General features: G+C 69.4%; 14 protein-coding genes. 10 read left to right on the plus strand and 4 right to left on the minus strand.

All coding sequences use genetic code 11. The features are described from left to right. From RN729_RS13500 to RN729_RS13515, 4 genes are all read left to right on the plus strand, one after another. Positions 1-1706, plus strand: a 1706-nt coding sequence (locus RN729_RS13500) for a prolyl oligopeptidase family serine peptidase (RefSeq protein ID WP_310785562.1), incomplete at its 5' end; no start/stop codon positions are given. Continuing rightward, the gene (locus tag RN729_RS13505; protein WP_310785564.1) at positions 1703-2482 is read left to right on the plus strand and encodes an SDR family NAD(P)-dependent oxidoreductase; all 780 of its coding nucleotides are present in this window, start codon (positions 1703-1705) and stop codon (positions 2480-2482) included. The genes RN729_RS13500 and RN729_RS13505, both read left to right, overlap by 4 nt. Before the next feature lie 81 nt (positions 2483-2563). Beyond that, positions 2564-3142: a PadR family transcriptional regulator gene (locus tag RN729_RS13510; RefSeq protein ID WP_310785565.1), complete on the plus strand. Its 579-nt coding sequence runs from the start codon at positions 2564-2566 to the stop codon at positions 3140-3142. Positions 3143-3145: 3 nt separating this feature from the next. After that, on the plus strand, positions 3146-3643 hold the full coding sequence (locus RN729_RS13515; RefSeq protein ID WP_310785567.1) for a hypothetical protein: 498 nt from the start codon (positions 3146-3148) through the stop codon (positions 3641-3643). 33 nt (positions 3644-3676) lie between these two features. Here the strand turns inward: RN729_RS13515 and RN729_RS13520 are convergent, their stop codons facing one another. Continuing rightward, complete coding sequence (locus RN729_RS13520; RefSeq protein ID WP_310785569.1) at positions 3677-5368, minus strand: sodium:alanine symporter family protein; 1692 nt, start codon at positions 5366-5368, stop codon at positions 3677-3679. A 258-nt stretch (positions 5369-5626) separates the two neighbouring features. Between RN729_RS13520 and glgP the strand changes: the two genes are divergently transcribed. Next, positions 5627-7783 carry an alpha-glucan family phosphorylase gene (glgP, locus tag RN729_RS13525; protein ID WP_310785571.1) on the plus strand — a complete coding sequence of 719 codons (2157 nt, stop codon included), beginning with the start codon at positions 5627-5629 and terminating at the stop codon, positions 7781-7783. 29 nt (positions 7784-7812) lie between these two features. On the opposite strand, the gene RN729_RS13530 is transcribed toward glgP, so the two are convergent. Both RN729_RS13530 and RN729_RS13535 read right to left on the minus strand, forming a co-directional pair. Then, positions 7813-9030 (minus strand): ATP-grasp domain-containing protein, encoded by a 1218-nt coding sequence (locus RN729_RS13530; protein ID WP_310785573.1) that lies wholly within the window; start codon positions 9028-9030, stop codon positions 7813-7815. Between the two features lie 20 nt (positions 9031-9050). After that, positions 9051-10274 (minus strand): ATP-grasp domain-containing protein, encoded by a 1224-nt coding sequence (locus RN729_RS13535; RefSeq protein WP_310785575.1) that lies wholly within the window; start codon positions 10272-10274, stop codon positions 9051-9053. Between the two features lie 124 nt (positions 10275-10398). Here RN729_RS13535 and RN729_RS13540 point away from each other — a divergent pair, with 124 nt between their 5' ends. From RN729_RS13540 to RN729_RS13560, 5 genes are read left to right on the plus strand one after another with little or no spacing between them, the layout of a single operon-like run. Further along, entirely contained in the window at positions 10399-11622 is a 1224-nt protein-coding gene (locus RN729_RS13540) for an ATP-grasp domain-containing protein (protein WP_310785577.1), read from the plus strand. Further along, the gene (locus RN729_RS13545; RefSeq protein ID WP_310785579.1) at positions 11619-12614 is read left to right on the plus strand and encodes a Type 1 glutamine amidotransferase-like domain-containing protein; all 996 of its coding nucleotides are present in this window, start codon (positions 11619-11621) and stop codon (positions 12612-12614) included. The genes RN729_RS13540 and RN729_RS13545 overlap by 4 nt, the downstream gene beginning before the upstream one ends. Positions 12615-12622: 8 nt before the next feature. Next, positions 12623-13819: an alpha/beta hydrolase-fold protein gene (locus RN729_RS13550; RefSeq protein ID WP_310785581.1), complete on the plus strand. Its 1197-nt coding sequence runs from the start codon at positions 12623-12625 to the stop codon at positions 13817-13819. Then, positions 13816-15093 carry a hypothetical protein gene (locus RN729_RS13555; RefSeq protein WP_310785583.1) on the plus strand — a complete coding sequence of 426 codons (1278 nt, stop codon included), beginning with the start codon at positions 13816-13818 and terminating at the stop codon, positions 15091-15093. Before RN729_RS13550 ends, RN729_RS13555 begins: the two co-directional genes overlap by 4 nt. Then, a complete protein-coding gene (locus tag RN729_RS13560) occupies positions 15090-15842 on the plus strand; it encodes an alpha/beta hydrolase-fold protein (protein ID WP_310785585.1) in 753 nt (250 codons plus the stop codon). The genes RN729_RS13555 and RN729_RS13560 overlap by 4 nt, the downstream gene beginning before the upstream one ends. Before the next feature lie 1004 nt (positions 15843-16846). Here RN729_RS13560 and glgB read toward each other — a convergent pair. After that, positions 16847-18904, minus strand: a complete 2058-nt coding sequence (gene glgB / locus RN729_RS13565) for a 1,4-alpha-glucan branching protein GlgB (RefSeq protein ID WP_310785587.1) — start codon at positions 18902-18904, stop codon at positions 16847-16849. Positions 18905-18906: the final 2 nt, after the last annotated feature.

The following is an 18906-nucleotide window of genomic DNA, read 5'->3' on the forward strand; positions in this document are numbered from 1 at the left end:
GGACCTCGCGGCCGCTCGCTGAAGGGAGTGCCCCGGCGATCGCGCCCGACGGACGCACGCTCGCGTTCGTCAACCGCGGCCAGATCTTCACGCTTACGCTCGATGGCTCGGCGCCGCCGGGTCCACTCCTCCGCATCCGCGGGAGCGCGAGTTCGCTGGCCTGGTCCCCGGACGGTGGCCGGCTCGCCTTCGTCAGCAACCGCGGGGACCATGCGTTCGTCGGCATCTTCTCGCTGGACGACCGGTCGGTCCGCTATCTGGATCCGAGTCTGGATCGCGACGGCAGCCCCACGTGGGCGCCGGACGGCTCGGCCATCGCCTACATCCGCGTCCCGAACGAGGGGGCGCAGCTGCCCTTCTCCCCGCTCCGCAGCGCCCTGCCCTGGTCCATCCGGTTGGCGGACCCCGTCACCGGAGAGGCACGCGCGGTGTGGCAGGCTCCGCCCGGGCGCGGGAGCGCCTTTCAGGCCATGACCGGGCCCTCCCTGATCTGGCTCGCCTCCGACCGGCTCGTCTTCCCCTGGGAACGCGAAGGGTGGCACCAGCTTTACTCCGTGCCCGTCGCGGGCGGCGAGCCGACGCACCTCACGCCGGGCGAGTTCGAGGTCGAATCCGTGCTCCCTTCGCCGGACGGAGAATCCGTCTACTACGCCTCCAACGCGGGCGACATCGACCGCCGCCACGTGTGGCGGGTGACCGCCGAAGGTCCGCCCGAAGCGCTGACGTCGGGAGACGGCATCGAGTGGAACCCCGCCGTCACTCCCGACGGCGTCCTCGCGTTCCTCGCCGCCGACGGCCGGACCCCGGCCCACGCCGAGGTGGCTGCGGGCGGAGAGCGGCGTCCCTTGGTCGACCGATTCATGCCGGATGCCTTCCCCTTCGAGAGCCTCGTGGAGCCACGGCAGGTGACCTTCGAGTCCGAGGACGGAGTTCTGATCCACGGACAACTCTTCCTCCCGCCCGTGTCGGTGGAGGGCGGGCGGCACCCGGCCGCGATCTTCTTTCACGGCGGGTCGAGGCGGCAGATGCTCCTCGGCTGGCACTACATGCGCTACTACCACAACGCGTACGCCCTGAACCAGTACCTAGCGAGCCGGGGCTACGTCGTCCTCTCGGTAAACTATCGCAGCGGCACCGGCTACGGGCTCGAGTTCAGGGAGGCGCTGAATTACGGCGCCCGTGGCGCGAGCGAATACCGGGATGTCGTCGCGGCAGCGCACTTCCTCGCGGATCGGGATGATGTGGACGCGACGCGGGTCGGGCTCTGGGGCGGCTCCTACGGGGGCTACCTCACGGCCCTCGGCCTCGCGCGGAACTCGGATCTCTTCGCCGCCGGCGTCGACATCCACGGCGTCCACGACTGGAACATGGTCATCCGCAACTTCGTGCCGTCCTACCAGCCGGAGGCGCGCGAGGCCTTCGCCCGGCTCGCGTTCGAGTCCTCGCCCATGGCGTGGATCGACGGCTGGCGTTCCCCGGTGCTTCTCATCCACGGCGACGACGACCGCAACGTGCCGTTCTCGGAATCCGTCGACCTCATCGAGTCGCTGCGGAGGCGCGGCGTCGAGGTCGAGCAACTCGTCTTCCCGGACGAGGTCCACGGCTTCCTCCTGCACCGGAACTGGATCACCGCCTTCGAGCGGTCCGCCGAATTCATGGATGCGCACCTGCGGGAGACCCCGGCCACGGGAGGCGCGAAGCCGTGACCGCCCGCATCGCGGGACAGCTTGCGCTCGTCACGGGAGCCAGTTCGGGAATCGGCGAGGCCATCGCCCGCCGCCTGGCCGATGACGGCGCAAACCTCGTGCTCTGGGCTCGCAGGGCGGAGCGCCTCACTCGCCTCGCGGAAGCGATCGCGGCACGGAGCGGCGTCACCGTGGACATCGGCGTCGTCGACATCCGCGACGGCGACGCGGTGCGGGAGGAGGCGGCGCGGCTCGGCGCCGCACTCGGTGTTCCCGACATCCTGGTCAACAACGCGGGCCTCGCCGCCGGCATGGCGCTCGTCCAGGACGCCGACGTCGACGACTGGGACCGGATGATCGACACGAACGTGAAGGGCCTCCTCTACGTGACGCGCGCCTTCCTCCCCGCCATGGTCGAGCGCGATTCGGGTCAGGTCGTCAACATCGGCAGCATCACCGGCCGACAGGTCTATCCCGGCGGGACCGTGTACGCCGCCACGAAGTACGCCGTGCAGGCGATCACCGAGGGGACGAACCTGGATGTCCTCGGCACGGGCGTCCGGGTGTCGGGCGTCCACCCGGGTCTCGTCGAGACGGAGTTCGCGCTCGTGCGCTTCAAGGGCGACGAGAACCGCGCGCGAGCCACCTACGAGGGCGTGGAATCCCTCACCGGGGCGGACGTCGCCGAGGTCGTGTCCTACGTCGTGAACGCCCCGCCCAACATCAACCTGGCCGATGTTGTCGTGTTCGGGCCAGCACAGGGGAGCGTCCACCACTTCCACCGCGACGGGGGCTGAGCCTCCACCTCCCTTGCGTCGTTCCGATATATCGGGTACTATTTCGATATATCGAGACCGGTCGGAAGCGGGGGAGGTTGGATGTTCACGAGCAAGGATGGATTCGGCGCCTGGGCAAACTGCAGCGGCCCGGGCGTTTTTCGTTTCGGCGGAGGACTCGCGGGCAATCGGCGCGTAGTTCGGAAGGGGGAGTTGAAGTTCGTTCTCCTCCGCCTCCTCTCCGACGAACCCATGCATGGCTACGAGCTGATGCGGCGGCTGGAGGAGGAGTCCGGCGGCCTCTACACGCCGAGTCCGGGCTCCGTCTACCCTACCCTGCAGTTGCTCGAGGACCAGGGGTACGTGTCGTCGACACAGGAAGACGGGAAGCGCGTCTACCAGCTAACGGCCGCGGGCCGCGACTTCCTCCGGGAGCACCGCTCCCGCACCCGTGACATTTTCGGCCGCTTCGTCAACATGGGCGAGCGCTTCACGGGGTCCGCGATGCGGGACGTGACGCGTTCGTTCATTCACCTCGCCCAGGTGAGCTTTGAGCGCGCGACGGGCGGACAGGGTGATCCCGAGACGCTTGCAAGAGTGAAATCGATCCTGGACCGCGCGGCGCGCGAGATCGAGAGCGCGTGGCCGGAGCCCGGGCCCGCAGCCTCACGGGAGGGTTGAGCGATGTTCGAGATCGTCTTCCTGGGAGGCATCGCCGCGGTGATCTACCGTAAACGGGTGCGCGCCGGCGACTGGAGTCGGGGCGACCTCCACCGCGTCCTCGTCGGCGTGGGTCGCGTCGTGAGCCGCGCGATGGCGACCCTGTTGAAATCCTGGCCCGGCCTCCTGCGACAGTGCGCGGCCGATGTGAAGAGCCTTGCGCGCGACATGACGGGCGTCGTCCGGGTCGGGATCCGGCGTCCGCGCGCCCGCCGGGTCCGGCACTCGCGCGTCGAGGTGCCCGCGGCGGAGGTTGCCGCGCCGGCCGAAGCCGCGACGAGGGCGGAGAGCCGGATCTTCTCCCGACTCCAGCGCCGCTACGTCGCCGGCAGGATCAGCTTCTCCGAGTACGTGGAGGGAGTACGGCGCCTCCGAGGAGAAGGCGCCGCATTCCCGGGACCGGGCGGCACGGCCCCGCCGCCCTCGGACGGCGAGGCCGGGAGGCTGGTGGCGGAGCGCTGACCGCCCCGAGCCACCGCCGGGCGGAGCGCCAGCCTAGCGGTGCCGCTCCCACGGGCTGCGGGTGAAGTAGGACTCCGTCATCTCCTTGATCTGAGGCGCGAGGAAGATCAGCGCGATCAGGTTCGGGATGATGACGATGGCCAGGAAGATGTCCCCCAGCGACCAAACCACGGCGAGCGGCAGCACGGCCCCGACGAAGTGCATCGCGACGAACACGAGCTTGTACGGGATGATCGCGTTCGGCCCGAACAGGTAGTTCGCGCAGCGGTCGCCGTAGTAGCTCCATGAGATCGCGGTCGAGATCGCGAACAGGAAGACCGAGAAGATCACGATGTAGTGACCCCAGTCGCCGAGCGGCGACAGACCGCGCTGGAAGCCCATCTGCGTCAGCGGCGCACCGGTCTCGTAGGCCTGCCCGTAGAGGACGGCCAGCTCCCGCCCGTCGTCGGCGATCGCGACGGACCGCGCCGGGTCGACGGCCCCGCTGAACGGCTGCGTCTGCGCCTCGTCCTCGAACAGCTGCGGCACGGAGACCTCGTGCCACGCGAGGTGGGGCTCGCTCGTCACGCCCGGCCGTCCGATCGTATAGCGAATCGTTCCCGTGGCCTCCGTGGGCACGGAGCTTCCGCCCTCGTCGAGCACCACGTAACTGATGTCCCCGCCTTCCAGCTGGATCGCGGTCGGGATCTGCGAGTTCCACGCGCCGGTCATGATGATGACCAGTGCGGTCATGGTCACGATGACGATCGTGTCGATGAACGGTTCGAGCAGCGCGACCACACCCTCGGAGACCGGTTCGTCCGTCTTCGCCGCCGCGTGCGCGATCGGCGCGGACCCCTGCCCCGCCTCGTTCGAGAACAGTCCGCGCCGCACCCCCCACATGAGCGTGACGAGGAACGCGCCCACGCCGGTGCCCGCCACGCCGGCGGTCGGGTTGAAGGCCTCGCGGAAGATGAGCGCGAAGGTCTCCGGCACCTCGCCGAGGTTCAGGATGATGATGATCATGGCGGCGGTCACGTAGACGATCGCCATGAACGGAGCGAGGATGCTGGTCACGCGGCCGATGCGCTTGATGCCGCCCAGGATCACCAGCGCGACGATCGTCGAGGTCGTGAGACCGGTGATCCATGTGGCGATCCCGAACTCGGCGAGCATCGCGTCCGCGACCGTATTGGCCTGGTTCGCGTTCCCCGTCATGAACGCCGTCATCCCCAGCATGACGGCGAAGAACGCCGCCACCGGCTTCCAGCGCGGGCCCAGCCCCTTCTCGATGTAGTACATCGGTCCGCCCGACACCGTCCCGCTGTACTTCGCCGACGACTCGTCGACCTCGCGGTACTGCTGGGCCAGCGTCACCTCGCTGTACTTCGTCGCCATGCCGAGGAAGGCGGTCATCCACATCCAGAAGAGCGCTCCCGGACCCCCGAGGTGGATGGCGATCGCGGCGCCGGCGATGTTCCCGATGCCCACCGTCGCGCTGAGCGCGGTGGTCAGCGCCTGGAAGTGCGACACGTCGCCCGGATCGGCGGGGTCGTCGTATCGGCCCGTGGCCACGGCGACGCCGTGCGCGAACTTGCGGATCTGCGGCAGGCCGAGCCGGAGAGTGAGGTAGGTCCCGATGCCGAGGAGGAGCAGAACCTGAAGCGTCAGGCGCTCTCCCCCGATCGTGATCCCGAACTGCGCGACGTTCCGGTCGAGCCAGTCTACGATTGTGGCGAAGTCCATGCGTTGTCCCCGTTAGCGACGAGTGTGCCGGTGTCGTGAGAGGCCGGCTGAGTTTGGCCCCCAGCCGCTGACGCTGCAACGGGTGGGGTCGCGGACGAGGCGGGCCCGAGTCCGGCAGGGGGGCGCTCACGGGTGTGTCCCGCACGGCCCGGTGCGGTAACTTCGTTCGCGCTTCGGGATACGGCACCAGGGCCCCGCTGCGCCCCGACCTTCGGCAGCGACGAGAAACCCCGCAGAAGCAAGGAGACAAGGACCGACGTGGGTCCAGACGACAGAATCCCCGACCGCCTCGGGAGGCTGTGGGAACTCGCGAACGACCTCTCGTGGACATGGAATCCGGAGGCGCCGGCCCTCTTCCGGGCCATCGATCTGCCGCTCTGGCGCCGCACGCGGCACAACCCCGTGGCGCTGTTGCGGACCGTCGGGGACGCGCGATTGCATGAACTGGCCGCTGACGACGGGTTCCTGCGCCGGTACGACGCGGCGTGCCACGCACTGGACACGCTGCGGGGCGGCGGGGCGGGCCCGGCATCCGCCTGGTTCGTCCGGAGCTACCCCGAGTTCGCCGAGAGTCCCGTGGCGTACTTCTGCGCGGAATTCGCGTTGCACGAGTCCATCCCCATCTACTCCGGGGGACTCGGCGTGCTCGCGGGGGATCACCTCAAGGCGGCGGCGGAACTGGGAGTCCCCCTCGTCGGGGTCGGGCTGATGTATGCGCACGGTTATTTCGACCAGACCCTGGGGTCGGACGGCTGGCAGGAAGATGCGGACGACCCGCTCGACCCCGACCTGACGCCGCTGGAGCGGCTGCGCGGCGCGGATGGCGTCCCGTGGCTCGCTTCGATCCGGGGCGGGGGGCGCCGCATCCGTATCGGGGTCTGGAGGCTGCGCGTCGGGCGCGTCTCGCTGTACCTCCTCGACACGGACCTCGAGGAGAACGACCCCGTGGACCGCGGCCTCTCCCACCAGCTCTACGCGGGCGGCGCGGATCACCGGCTGCGGCAGGAAGCGATCCTCGGCGCCGGCGGCGTGCGGGTGCTCGCCGCGCTCGGGATCGAGCCCGGGGCATGGCACGCGAACGAGGGACACGCCGCGTTCATGATGGTGGAGCGCGTGCGCCGGCTGATGCGGGACGGCACGTCCTTCGCGGACGCGGTGTCCCGGGTGCGCGCCTCGACCGTCTTCACCACGCATACGCCCGTCCCGGCGGGTCACGACGTGTTCTCCCACGCGCAGATTCGCGAATGGATCGGCGAGACGTTCTGGGAGGAGATCCCTCACCGCGAGGAGTTGCTGGGACTCGGTCTTCACCCGGACGACGAGGCGCAGGACCGGTTTCACATGACGGCGGCGGCGATCCGGCTGTCGCGGCGGGTCAACGGCGTTTCCGCGCGGCACGGGCGCGTGAGCCGCGAAATCTGGCGCGGCCTCTGGGACGGCCGGGCGGCCGGAGAGGTGCCGATCCGGCACGTGACGAACGGAGTGCACCTCGCCACGTGGATGAGCGACGACATCGCCGGCCTCCTGGACGATTGGCTCCCCGCCGGATGGCGACGGTGCCCGGGCGACGAGGCGATGTGGCGCGCGGTGCGCGACGTTCCCGCCGAGGCGCTGTGGCGAGTGCGACGCGGGCTCAAACTCCGGCTCCTCGATCTGATGCGCGACGAGGCGCGACGCAGGTGGCGCGGCCACTGGCCGGAATCGGCGCACCTCGCGGGAGCCGGCACGCTGATGAGCCCCGAGCCGCTCACGATCGGATTCGCGCGTCGTTTCGCCACCTACAAGCGCGCGGACCTCATCTTCCGCGACCGCGACCGCCTCCTCGCGCTGCTCTCGGACCCCGCCCGGCCCGTGCAGGTGATCTTTGCCGGGAAGGCGCATCCGCGCGACGACGACGGCAAGCGCGTTCTCCAGCGCGTGTACGAGCATACCCGCGATCCGGAGTTCGAGGGGAGAATCGCCTTCCTCGAGAACTACGGACTCCATGCGGCGCATGGTCTCGTCGAGGGCGTCGACCTGTGGCTCAACCTTCCCCGGATCCCGCTGGAAGCGAGCGGGACGAGCGGGATGAAGGCCGCTCTCAACGGCGTTCCGCAGCTCGCGACGGCGGACGGCTGGTGGGAGGAGGGGTTCGAGGGGGACAACGGGTGGATCATCCCGCCCGCGCCCGCCACGGTGAGCGAGGAGGAGGTGGACGAGCACGACGCCGAGCACCTCTTCCGGCTCCTGGCGGAGGACGTCATCCCTCTCTATTACGAGCGGCCCGGCGCAGGCTCGGGGGATGACGCTCCCGCAGGCTGGCTTGCACATGCGCGGCGCGCGATCGAGGTGGCCGGCGCGCGATTCACGGCAGGCCGCATGGTGCGGGATTACGCGCGGGACTTCTACGTCCCGTCGCTGCGCGGGGACGCCTGACGCGACCCCCCCCGGCAGCCTGTGGGTAGCTAGGCAGCGTAGAGTTGCAGGCGCGTCGCGAACTCGCCGGCGATCGCCTCCAGCGCCTCGAGGTCCGGGTGGCGGAGGAAGATCATCCCGTCGGAGACGAGCGTGGCCTGCCAGTTCCGCCGGGGTGATCCGACCGGGAGCAGATCCAGGCTGCACACCCGCTCGCCGTACTCCTGGAGCAGCGGGCCGAGCCCCTCGATGCGCTGGATCCGACCCTGTCCGCGCGCCCGCTTGACGATCCAGCAGGCGTTGTACTTCCGTTCCACCGGCTGCGACCACGTCGCGTGCACGACGCCTTCGGCCCACCCGCGATAGGTGTCGATATCGCTCGCGAAGTTGATGAGGTCGACCGTCCGCACGCCGGGAGGCCTCGCGGCGATTTCGCCGAACACGGCCTCTCCGTCCGCCGTCCGGTACCACTCCATGTGCGTGTAGCCGGTCTCGAATCCGAGTGCGGCGAGCACGGCGAACCCCATCTCGCGTCCGGGGGCGAGGTCATCCGCCTCCACGTCGCGCAGCGCATACGTGATGGGGCTGAGCCACTCGTGCGTCTTCGACTCGAGCGCGCGGGGCCAGTAGCGGCAAATGTTGTAGTGCGCGACGACGCCTCCAACCGTGACCGTGTCGAAGGTCATGTCCTCGCCCTCGATGAACTCCTCGACCGTGACCTGGGGGACGTGCCGAAGGGCGGGAAGGACCCGCTCCAGGTCCCGCGCCGAATCGACCCGGTGGGTGTCGGCCGAGCCGGCGCCGGCGACGGGCTTCACGATGAGCGGGAAGCCCACGCGCTCCGCGACCTCGCGGCACTCGGCGCTGCTCGTGGCCCTCCCGTGACGCGGCGTCCGGATCCCGGCGCCGTCGAGGACGTCCTTCATCACTTCCTTGTCGCGGAAGGGGAGCGTCTGCTCGACCGTCGGCCCCGGCAGCTCCAGCATCTCCCGCAGCCGCGCCGCGAGGATCATGAAGGGTTCCCACAGACACTCCACGCGGTCGATCCGGGTTCTCGCGGCGAGCGCGGCGACCTGCTGCATCACGTCCGCCTCATCCGCAAGCGATCTGACCTGCAGATGGTTGGACACGCTCGTCCGGGCGACCTCGGGCAGCGCGGCCGCCGGCTGATCGCCGAGGCCGATGACCGTCGCGCCCACTTCCGCGAGCCCGCACGTGAAATACGTCATCTCGGCCGGGTAGCCCGGCGAAATCATCAATACGTTCATGGTTCCGTTGAGTTGTTCCGTTACGTGGCGAGTTCCACCCGTACGCGGGTGATGATCCGCCCCAGCGCCTCCTCGACGACCTCGGTGCGCGGGTGGCGGACGATGATGTAGCCCTCTCCCTCGTAGGACGCGCTCTGCGCCTGTCCCGCGCGGGGGAGGCGCCACTCCACGCAGAGCGGCCCAAGGTCTTTCGCGATCTCCTCGATGCCGGCCACCCGTCGCACGGAGCCCCGGCCCTGTCCCCGGAGGTAGGCCGCGCCGGCCGCGTAGGGGCGGGGCGGAGGATCGAATTCGTCGAAGACCAGGAGGTGGGCCCAGGCCCGGTAGAGGTCGAAGTCGTGCGCCTGCGAGATCAGCGTGACGAACTGGGCGCCCGGCGGTCGGGCCCCGACTTCGGAGATCGCCACCGAACCGTCGGGCCGCCGGAACCACTCCATGTGGCTCAGCCCCGTCTCCATCCCGAGCGAATCGAGCGCCGGCCCGGCGACGCGCCGGATCTCCGCGTACCGGGGCGAATCGACTTTCCGCGGAAGGAGGACGCACCACTGGATCCACGGCTCGCGCAGCACCTCGAGCGGCGAAGGCAGGTAGTGGTTGATCGAATGCCAGACAAGGCGGCCGCCGATCGAGACCGCGTCGAAGGAATGCTCTTCGCCCACGACGAACTCCTCGACGAGCGTCGGCCGTTCGGCGCTCGGCCGCGACATCGCGATCGCCGCGCGCAGCTGCTCCGCCGTTTCGACGCGGAACGTGCCGCGGGCGCCGGAGCCGGCCGGAGGCTTCACGATCAGCGGGAAGCCCGTCGCATCCGAGAAGGCCGTCGCCTCGTCACCGTCGCGGACCAGCGCATGCCGGGCGCAGGGCAGGCCATGCGCTCGGAGCACGTCCTTCATGCGGGACTTGTCGCGGAAGTTGTCCGCGGCCCCCGCGCCCATCCCCGGGATGCCGAGCGCATCACGCAGTTCCCCGAGCGGCACCTGAAGCTCCTCGAGCGCGCCCAGCAGACGGTCGATCCCCCCGAGTTCGGCGGAGAGTCTCCGCAGCCCGATGTGGATGCCCTCCGCCGACAGCGCGTCCTCGACCCGGACGTGCGCCGCGATGCTCCGCCGCAGGGAGGCGGGCGTTCGCTCGAGCGGTTCCTGCGTCACGACCCCGAGGCGCACGCCGGCGAGCCCCGCGGCGGCCTCCAGAAAACGCAGCGTGGTAGGGAGATAGAACGGGGCGACGAATGCGACGTTGGGCATGGATCTTCCAGGTTGCCGCGACGGGCCGGACGGCCGCCGCCGGACGGGCTGGCGTTCGAGCGCAGGGACTGTACTATGTCGGGCCCCCAAAGTGAAGTTTTTCCCACGAGTCGCTGGCGAAGTAATGCACGTCGTATTCGTCGAACCCCTGTTTCCCGGAAACCAGAAGGACTTCGTGCGCGGCCTGCACGAAGTCGGCGCGGAGGTGTCCGCTGTGGGCGAAGCCCCGCCGGAAGCGCTCGGCTCCGACCTGCGCCGGTGGCTCACCTGCTACGAGCAGGTCGGCTCCGTGTGCGACGAGGGCGCGCTCGCGCACGCGCTCCACGAGATCCACCGGCGGCGGCCCGTGGATCGCCTCGAGGCCACGGTCGAAGCGCACATCCTCCCGGTCGCCCGTGTGCGGGAAGCCGCGGGACTGGCCGGGACGTCCGTGAGGACCGCGCACCTGTGCCGTGACAAGCCGGCGATGAAGGATGCCCTCCGCGCCGCTGGGATCGCGACCGCCCGGTCCATGGGGGGAGGCGACACGGAAGAGATCGCGGGTTTCGGCCGCAGGGTCGGTTATCCGCTTATCGTCAAGCCTCGCGCGGGGGCCGGCGCTTCGGGCACGTATCGCGTCGATGATGAGGCACAGCTCGCGGCGCTGCTCCCGCGCCTCGGCATCGGGCGTGGCGCCGAAGTCGCCGTCGAGGAGTTCGTGGACGGACACGAGGCCTTCTACGACACGCTGACCGTGGGCGGCGTGGTGGTCCACGATTTCATGACCCACTACTACCCGAACGTGCTCGAGGCCATGCGGACGCGGGAGGTGTCGCCCCAGTTCATCGCCACGAACCGGATCGATACGGCCGACGCCTATGCGGAAGTCCGGGAACTCGGACGGCGGGTCATCGATGCGCTCGAGATCGGAACCTCCGCCACCCACATGGAATGGTTCTTCGGAGAGAAGGGACTCAAGTTCTCCGAGATCGGTTGTCGCCCGCCCGGAGTGCGGGCCTGGGATCTGTACGGCGCGGCGAACGAAATGGATGTGTACCGCGAGTGGGCGGCCTGCATCGTGCACGGTCGGAAACTGCGGGATGCGTCGCGCCGGTACTCGGCGGGGATCGTGACGCTGCGGCCCGAAAACGACGGGCGCATCGAGGGGTATGAAGGTCTGGATAAGGTGGAAGCCCGCTTCGGGGAGTGGATCATCGACACGCACCTGCCGCCGCCCGGTACGCCCACCCAGCCGGTGGAAGCCGGATACATGGCGAACGCCTGGCTCCGGCTGCGGCACCCGGACTACGACGAACTGCGTCGAATGCTCGACGCGGTCGGACGCTGGGTGAGAGTGCGCGCCGCATGAGGGTGTCGAGAAAGCGTCGGGCCGCCGCCGACGCCGGGTCCCGGTCGCCGCTCGTCCTTCTGGGTCCGCGCGGGGGCGGCCTCGCGCTCCGGGACGTGGTGCGGGAACTGGAGGCCGCGGGCACGTTGTCGCCGGGCGCGCGCATCGCGGCCATCACGGCCGGGTGGCGGGACCGCGAGGCGAACGAAGGACTCATCGATCCCCGCCTCGCGGACCGCATCGTGGATCTCGAACTCTACCGGCGCTCCGACCGGATCGCCGAGGCGGACGCGGAACTCGCGCGCGCGCACCGCGAGACCCGGGGCCGGCTCGAGGCGCTGCGTCGCGCCTACAATCTGCGCCTCCACGGTCTCATCGAGGCACACCGGCGGCTGGCCGAACTGCGGGGGGACGCGTTGGTACTCGAGGCCGAGCGCGGCGAATCCCTCGAGTCCATTCGGCGCCTCGATGCGCGGCACCTGGACCGCGTGGTCGAGATCCGGTCGGCGTTCGAGCGCCGTACGGCCCTCCCCGAGCGCGACGCCGTGCGGTTGCAACGGCGTGAGGTGGACGCTCGGCTCGAGGGCACGGAGGCGATCGTGCTGGAGGGCGGGCACGTCGGGAACCTGCTGAGCCGCCTGCGCCTGTTCGGGGGGCGGAAACTCCTGGACGGACGCGTGGTGATCGGCCGGTCGGCCGGCGCCATGGTGCTGACGGAGCGCGTCGTGCTCTTTCACGACCGGCCGCCGTGGGGCGAGGGCCATCCCGAGGTGTTCGACGCGGGGCTCGGGATCGCCGAAGGGCTCGTCGCGCTGCCTCACGCTTCCGCACGTCTCGCGCTGGACGATCGAACGCGGGGAGCGCGGCTTGCGGCCCGCTTTTCTCCCGCCTCCTGCGCCCTCCTCGACCCGGGCCGCCGAATCGACCGGGCCGGGGATGGCTGGCGGGGCGAAGGTGGCGTCGAGCGCCTCGATGCGGCGGGCCGCCGGGTCCCCTTCCGTACGGCGGCGTAGTCCGATCCATGCAATTCGATCCCCACGCCCAGGCCCACCGGCAGGAACCGTCCATGCCGCGTTCGCCCGCGATCGCGGCGCTCGAGGAGCGGCTCGCGTCCGACTCCGGCGGCGTGGACGCGGTGGACGCGTTCCTCGCTGCGAACGAATTCCCGCTCGCCGAGCCGCCCCTCTACACGTTCGTGTATCGGGGCCGTGCCGACGCCGTGCGGCTCCGACACTGGGTGCACGGACTCCAGACCTCGGCGCCCTTCCGCCGCGTGGACAGAACGGATCTCTGGTGCTACACGCTCGAACTCCCCGACGAGTCCCGCGTGGAATACAAGATCGAAGTGCTCGTCCACGGCCGCGCGGAGTGGATCGAAGACCCCCTGAACCCCCAGCGCGCCCGCGATCCGTTCGGCGCGAACTCCGTCGTGCAGGCGCGGGGCTACGAGATCCCCGACTGGGCCCGTGAGAGCGAGGAGGTCCGGCGCGGCGTGATGGAGGAACTCGCGGTCGAGAGCGAGGCGCTCGAGTCCGCCCGGCACGTGACGGTGTACCGTCCGGCCGAGTTCCGCGCCAACCGGCGCTACCCACTGCTCATCGTGCACGACGGCGGAGACTACGTCGAGTACGCCGGCCTCCGGCACGTGCTCGACCGACTGATCGATCGCTTCGAGATCCCCCGGATGATCGTCGCCCTTCTGCACCCTGGCGACCGGCTGTCGGAATACTCGGCGGACCCGGCGCACGCGCGGTTCGTCGCCGAGGAGTTGCTCCCGCGCCTCGAGCGCGACTATCCGCTCCTCCCGGATACCGAGTCGCGCGGGCTCATGGGCGCGAGTCTGGGCGCCGTCGCCTCCTTCCACGCCGCGCTCGCATACCCCGGTTGCTTCGGCCGCGTGCTGCTTCAGTCAGGCTCTTTCCTCTTCACGGACATCGGAGCCAACGAAAGTGGCCCCGTGTTCGACCGCATCGTCGACATGATGAACGCCTACCGGGCCGCGCCGACCGCCATTGCCGAGAAGGCGTTCGTCTCCGTGGGCGTGTACGAACCGCTCGTCTCGGAGAATCGAGCCCTGATCCCGGTCCTCCGCCGCGGCGGCGCGGACGTGCGCTTCGTCGAGTCGCGCGACGGCCACAACTGGGAAAACTGGCGCGACCGCCTGCGCGAGGGCCTGTCGTGGCTCTTCCCGGGTCCGCTGTGGATGGTCTACGAATGACGTCCGCGGCGACGTCTGCGGGCGAGGTCACGCGCCGCATCGGCCTCTCGCTCGGCGCGGACCTCTGCTGGCCCATCGCCTACCGTGCGATTCTCGAACGGATGAACCTCCGGATCCCCTCGTCCGACGGCACGATCCGGTTCCATCTCGAGGACGTCATGATCGAGCCGTTCGACCTGCAGCAGAAGCGGAAGTACGACGTCGTCATCGACCGCCTCACGCACTGGTATTTCCCGACGCGGGAGTGGATCAAGAAGTCCGTGATCATGGACGGGCTCTACGTGTTCAACAATCCGTGGAGCGTCCAGTCGATGGAGAAGCACTCGACCTACTGCGCGATGATGCGGCTGGGTCTCCCCGTTCCGCGGACGTGGCTCATCCCGCCCAAATCCTACGACCCGCAGGACGACCTGGCGGTCACCCTGAAGCGCTACGCGCGGCTCTTCGACCTTCCCGCCGTGGCGCGCGATCTGGGCTATCCGGTGTTCATGAAGCCCTACGACGGCGGCGGCTGGCGCGGCGTGTCGCGGATCGAAGACGACGAGGCGCTCGGCGCCGCCTACGACGAGAGCGGCAAGTTCGTCATGCACCTCCAGCAGGGGGTGGAGCACGACCGTTTCGTCCGCTGCATCGGGCTGGGGCCCCAGACGCGTGCCGTCCTCTACGACCCCGGCGCCCCCGCCCACGACCGCTACACCGTCGAACGCGACCGCCTGGAGCCGGCGGATGCCGGCGCGATCCGGGACACGACGCTCACGATCAACGCGTTCTTCGGGTGGGACTTCAACTCGTGCGAGGTGCTTCGCAGCGGCGGCCGATGGATGCCGATCGACTTCGCGAACCCCTGTCCGGACTCGCAGGTCACGTCGCTCCACTACCACTTCCCGTGGCTCATCAAGGCGAATCTCCGCTGGTCCCTCTTCTGCGCGGCGACGCGGCGCAGAATGCGCATCAACCTCGACTGGCAGCCGTTCCTCGATGCCTGCCGTCCCGGGATGTCGGTGGGCGAGAGGGTTCGTGCCTGCGCCGAGATCGCGGAGACGAGGTTCGACACCGACCGCTTCGTGGAGTTCTGTGAGACGCACCTCGCGGAGCTGGACGACGTGGCGGACGAGTTCTTCGGCAGCGAGGCGGCCCACGACGCGGTGCGCGCGAAGGTGGCCTCGCTCTACCCCGATCACGAGATCGAGGAGTTCACCGCGCTCTTCTTCGACCGCATACAGGCGGCCCGCCGGCGGGAACCCCCCGGCGCCGTGCCGATTCTCGCCTCATGAAACTCGGTACCAGCTGGTGGTCGCATCGTCTCGGCCAGGAAGTCAACGTCGCGCGCTGGGGCGAGGTCGGCGTGCCCTTCCTCATGTTCCCCACCGCCGGAGGAGATGCGGAGGAGATCGAGCGCTTCCTCGTCATCGACACGGTGGCGGACTACCTGACGGACGGCCGGATCAAAGTCTATTCGTGCGACAGCGTGGCGGGCCGCGTCATGCTCGGACGGGAGGGGACTCCCGAACACCGCATGGCCGTGCTCAACGGGTTTCAAGAGTTCGTCTACCGCGAGTTCGTCCCCATGATCCGGGAGGACTGCAACGATCCCGGGATCGAGATCATCGTCGCGGGCTCCTCCATCGGAGCGTTCAACGCACTCGCCATGCTGTGCCGGTTTCCCGACGCCTTCTCGCACGCCGTGTGCATGAGCGGCACATACGATCTCCAGCGCTTTCTGAAACACGACACGGGCGTCGAAGCGAACGCGACGGAAGACTTCCACCGCGCCTCGCCTGTGCACCATCTGCCACGGCTCGCGGGCGAGACGCTCGACCGGCTGCGTCAGCGCTTCGTCCTCCTCGCCTCCGGGCGCGGGCGGGCGGAGGACATCGGCGAATCCTGGCGCGCGGCCTCGCTCCTCGGGCGGAAGGGCGTGCCGAACAGGATGGATGACTGGGGTGAAGAATGGCACCACGACTGGCCCACGTGGCGCAACATGCTCCTCCGCTACCTCGACGAACTGCTTCCCGCTTCCTAGCTAGCCGCTCGCGGGGGCTGTCGATTCAAGCGCAAGACGCTCGAAACACCCCAGCGATGATGGAAGCCGAACCCACCACGACGGCGGAAGCCGCCCCCCCGGCATTCCCGCTAACGACAGAGGAACTGGCGGCGGGGTCGGCCCGGTTCGAAGTACACGAGGTATCGGAGGCGGCGTCCTTCCCGCCCCGTGACCATCGAGTCGTGGCGGAAGTGACGACTCCCGAGACGGAGCCCGAGCGTGTGGTCGAAGCGCTCATGCGCGCGGCTTTCTCCGTCCACCGGGAGAACGGACTTCCGTTTGCGGTGATGGTCCGACTGTGGGACGCATGGCCAAACTCGGATACGTTCGCAAACCGTGTCGAAGTGTACGCCCTCGACGGATGCGGGTGGTCGGCCGATCCTCCGCGCGGCGCGGTCCGGTGCTCGCGTCCAGTCTGGACGCTCGAGCGGGACGAACTCCCCGCATGGATACTCCGCGCCTCCTCCGACGTCCTTACGAATCCGCGCGCGAACGGTTGGTCACTCCATATCTGGTAGTGCCCCGCGCCCCACGGGGAGAGGTTCGATCTTGGCCGCGGGCTGCCAGGTGTAGACGCCAAGGACGTGTCCACCGGATCGACGAGTAACCGACTCCCCCGAAAGCTACGGCCACCTCGGCCCGCCCGGGCCACGGCGGGAAGATCTCAAGCAATCATGGGCGTGTCGCCGCCGGTGCATCGGCTTAAGCAAATCCAAAATGCAATTTTCAATTTGCTTAAGGCCTTGTACGGGTTTTCAGGCACCCACCACGGGCACGAAGTTGGGATCCCGCCCGGACGGTTTCGACCGGCTGACGCCCGCGAGGCAAGCGGTGCCGATGAGACAGATCGATGCCGGTTGACAAGGTCGAGGTGGTGACGCGGGAGATGGGGCGGCTCGGCGAACACGCACGACCAACGGACGGCTCACGCCCCTGCAACAACTCGTCGGGCCAAGGGTCAACAACGTCCCTGGCATCTACAGCTACGTGTCGTCCGACTCTTCCGAGCGCTGGAGCACGAGGAAACCCAGCGGGGGAAGATCGACCGCGAGCGAGGCGGGACGCCCGTGGCGGGGAACCTCCTCCGCGCGGGCCGGAACCGCGGAGCGTCCGCTCCCCCCGAAATCCGGGTCGCCGCTGTCCAGCAGGACGCGGTACGGCCCAGCTTCCGGAAGGGCGACCCGATACGCCGGCCGTGCGGTGGCGGAGAAGTTGGCGACCACGACGACGAACCCTTCCCACGCCGGCCGCCAACGGACGTAGCTCAGCACGCTGCGTCGGGCGTCGTGCACGTCCAGCCACTCGAACCCCTCCGGCGAGTGGCCCAGGGCGTGCAGCGCGGGTTCGCTCGCGTAGAGACGGTTCAGCGCCCGCACCCAGCGCCGGAGCCCGCGGTGCGCCCGGTGCGCCGGATTCGATGACGCCTCCAGCAGACTCCAGCCCAGCGCACCGTCCTCATCCCATTCCCGTCGTTCCCCGATCTCCCCTCCCATGAAGAGGAGCTTGGCTCCGGGGTGCGTCCACATGTAGCCGAGGAGGAGCCGCAGGCCGGCGAACTTCTCCGCTTCCGTCCCCGGCATCTTATCTACGAGAGAACGCTTGAGGTGAACGACTTCATCATGCGACAGCGGAAGAAGATGCCTCTCCGTGTGCGCGTAGTGAAGCGAGAACGTGAGGCGCCGGTGCAGGTGCGGCCGCCGCTCGGGCGGAGCGGCCAGTACCCGGAGCGTGTCGTTCATCCACCCCATGTTCCACTTGAAGTCGAAGCCGAGCCCGCCCTCAGCCACGGGCGTCGTCACGCCGGGCCACGCGCTGCTCTCCTCCGCGAACAGGAGGACGCCCGGAAAGTCGCCGTGGACCATCTCCGAAAGCCCCTTGAGGAAGGCGATCGCGCCGAGGTTCTCCCGTCCCCCGAGTTCGTTCGGCTCCCACTCTCCCTCGTCACGGGAATAGTCGAGGTGGAGCATCGACGCCACGGCATCGACGCGCAGGCCGTCCACGTGGTGGTGCTCGATCCAGTAGCGCGCGCTCGAGAGGAGGAAGGAGACGACCTCCGGCCGACCGAAATCGAAGGCGAGCGTGCCCCAATCCGGATGAAGGGCCCGCGATTCCTCCCCCGCCTCGTAGAGGGGGGCGCCGTCGAACGTCCGCAGGCCGTGGAGGTCGGGGCCGAAGTGGCCCGGCACCCAGTCGAGCACGACCCCCAGCCCCAGGCGGTGGGCCTCGTCCACGAAATGCGCGAAGTCTTCCGGAGGCCCGTAGCGGGAGGTGGGGGCGAAGTACCCGACGGTCTGGTATCCCCAGCTCCCGTCATACGGGTGTTCCATGACGGGGAGAAGTTCGATGTGCGTGAAGCCCAGGTCCGCGGCATAGGGCAGCAACTCCCGGGCGAGCGCGCGATACCCCAGCCACGAGCCGTCCGGGCTCCGGCGCCAGGAACCGGGATGGACTTCGTAGATGGAGATGGGGACGCCGGGTGCCGCGCGTGCGGGGCGAGTCTCGACCCACGCCGCATCCGTCCAGTCGTGCGGGCCGGTCGACGCAACACGCGACGCGGTGCCCGGCCGGACTTCTGCGGCGCGTCCGAGGGGATCCGCCTTGTCGACCGCGAGAGGGGGCCCGCCCGGGGCGCCGCGCGTCCCGGATTCCACCTGGAACTTGTACAAGTCTCCGGGACCGACGCCGGGGAGGAAGCGTTCCCACACGCCGGCGTCGCCCACCGGGGTCATGGGATGCGTCTCTCCGTCCCACGCGTTGAACGAGCCCACGACGCTGACCCGTTCCGCGCGCGGGGCCCATACGGCGAACCGCGTACCCGCCTCCGCGCCGCGCTCGCACGGGTGCGCACCGAGGAGATCGTGGAGGGCGGACTCCCGTCCCGCGTGGAACGCCGCGAAGTCGGAGGCCTTCAGAGGGAACGAAGGATCGCGCGCCGGGGTTTGGAGAGGTCCGGGCGGGCCGCTAGCTTTTTCGTGTTCGATCTGCCACCTCGTCGCGGCGCGTCCCTTCCGGGCCGGGCGCCGTCCCTTGCAGCCACACATTC

Origin of the sequence: Candidatus Palauibacter polyketidifaciens (assembly GCF_947581785.1) — a bacterium.
GTDB lineage: Bacteria > Gemmatimonadota > Gemmatimonadetes > Palauibacterales > Palauibacteraceae > Palauibacter > Palauibacter polyketidifaciens.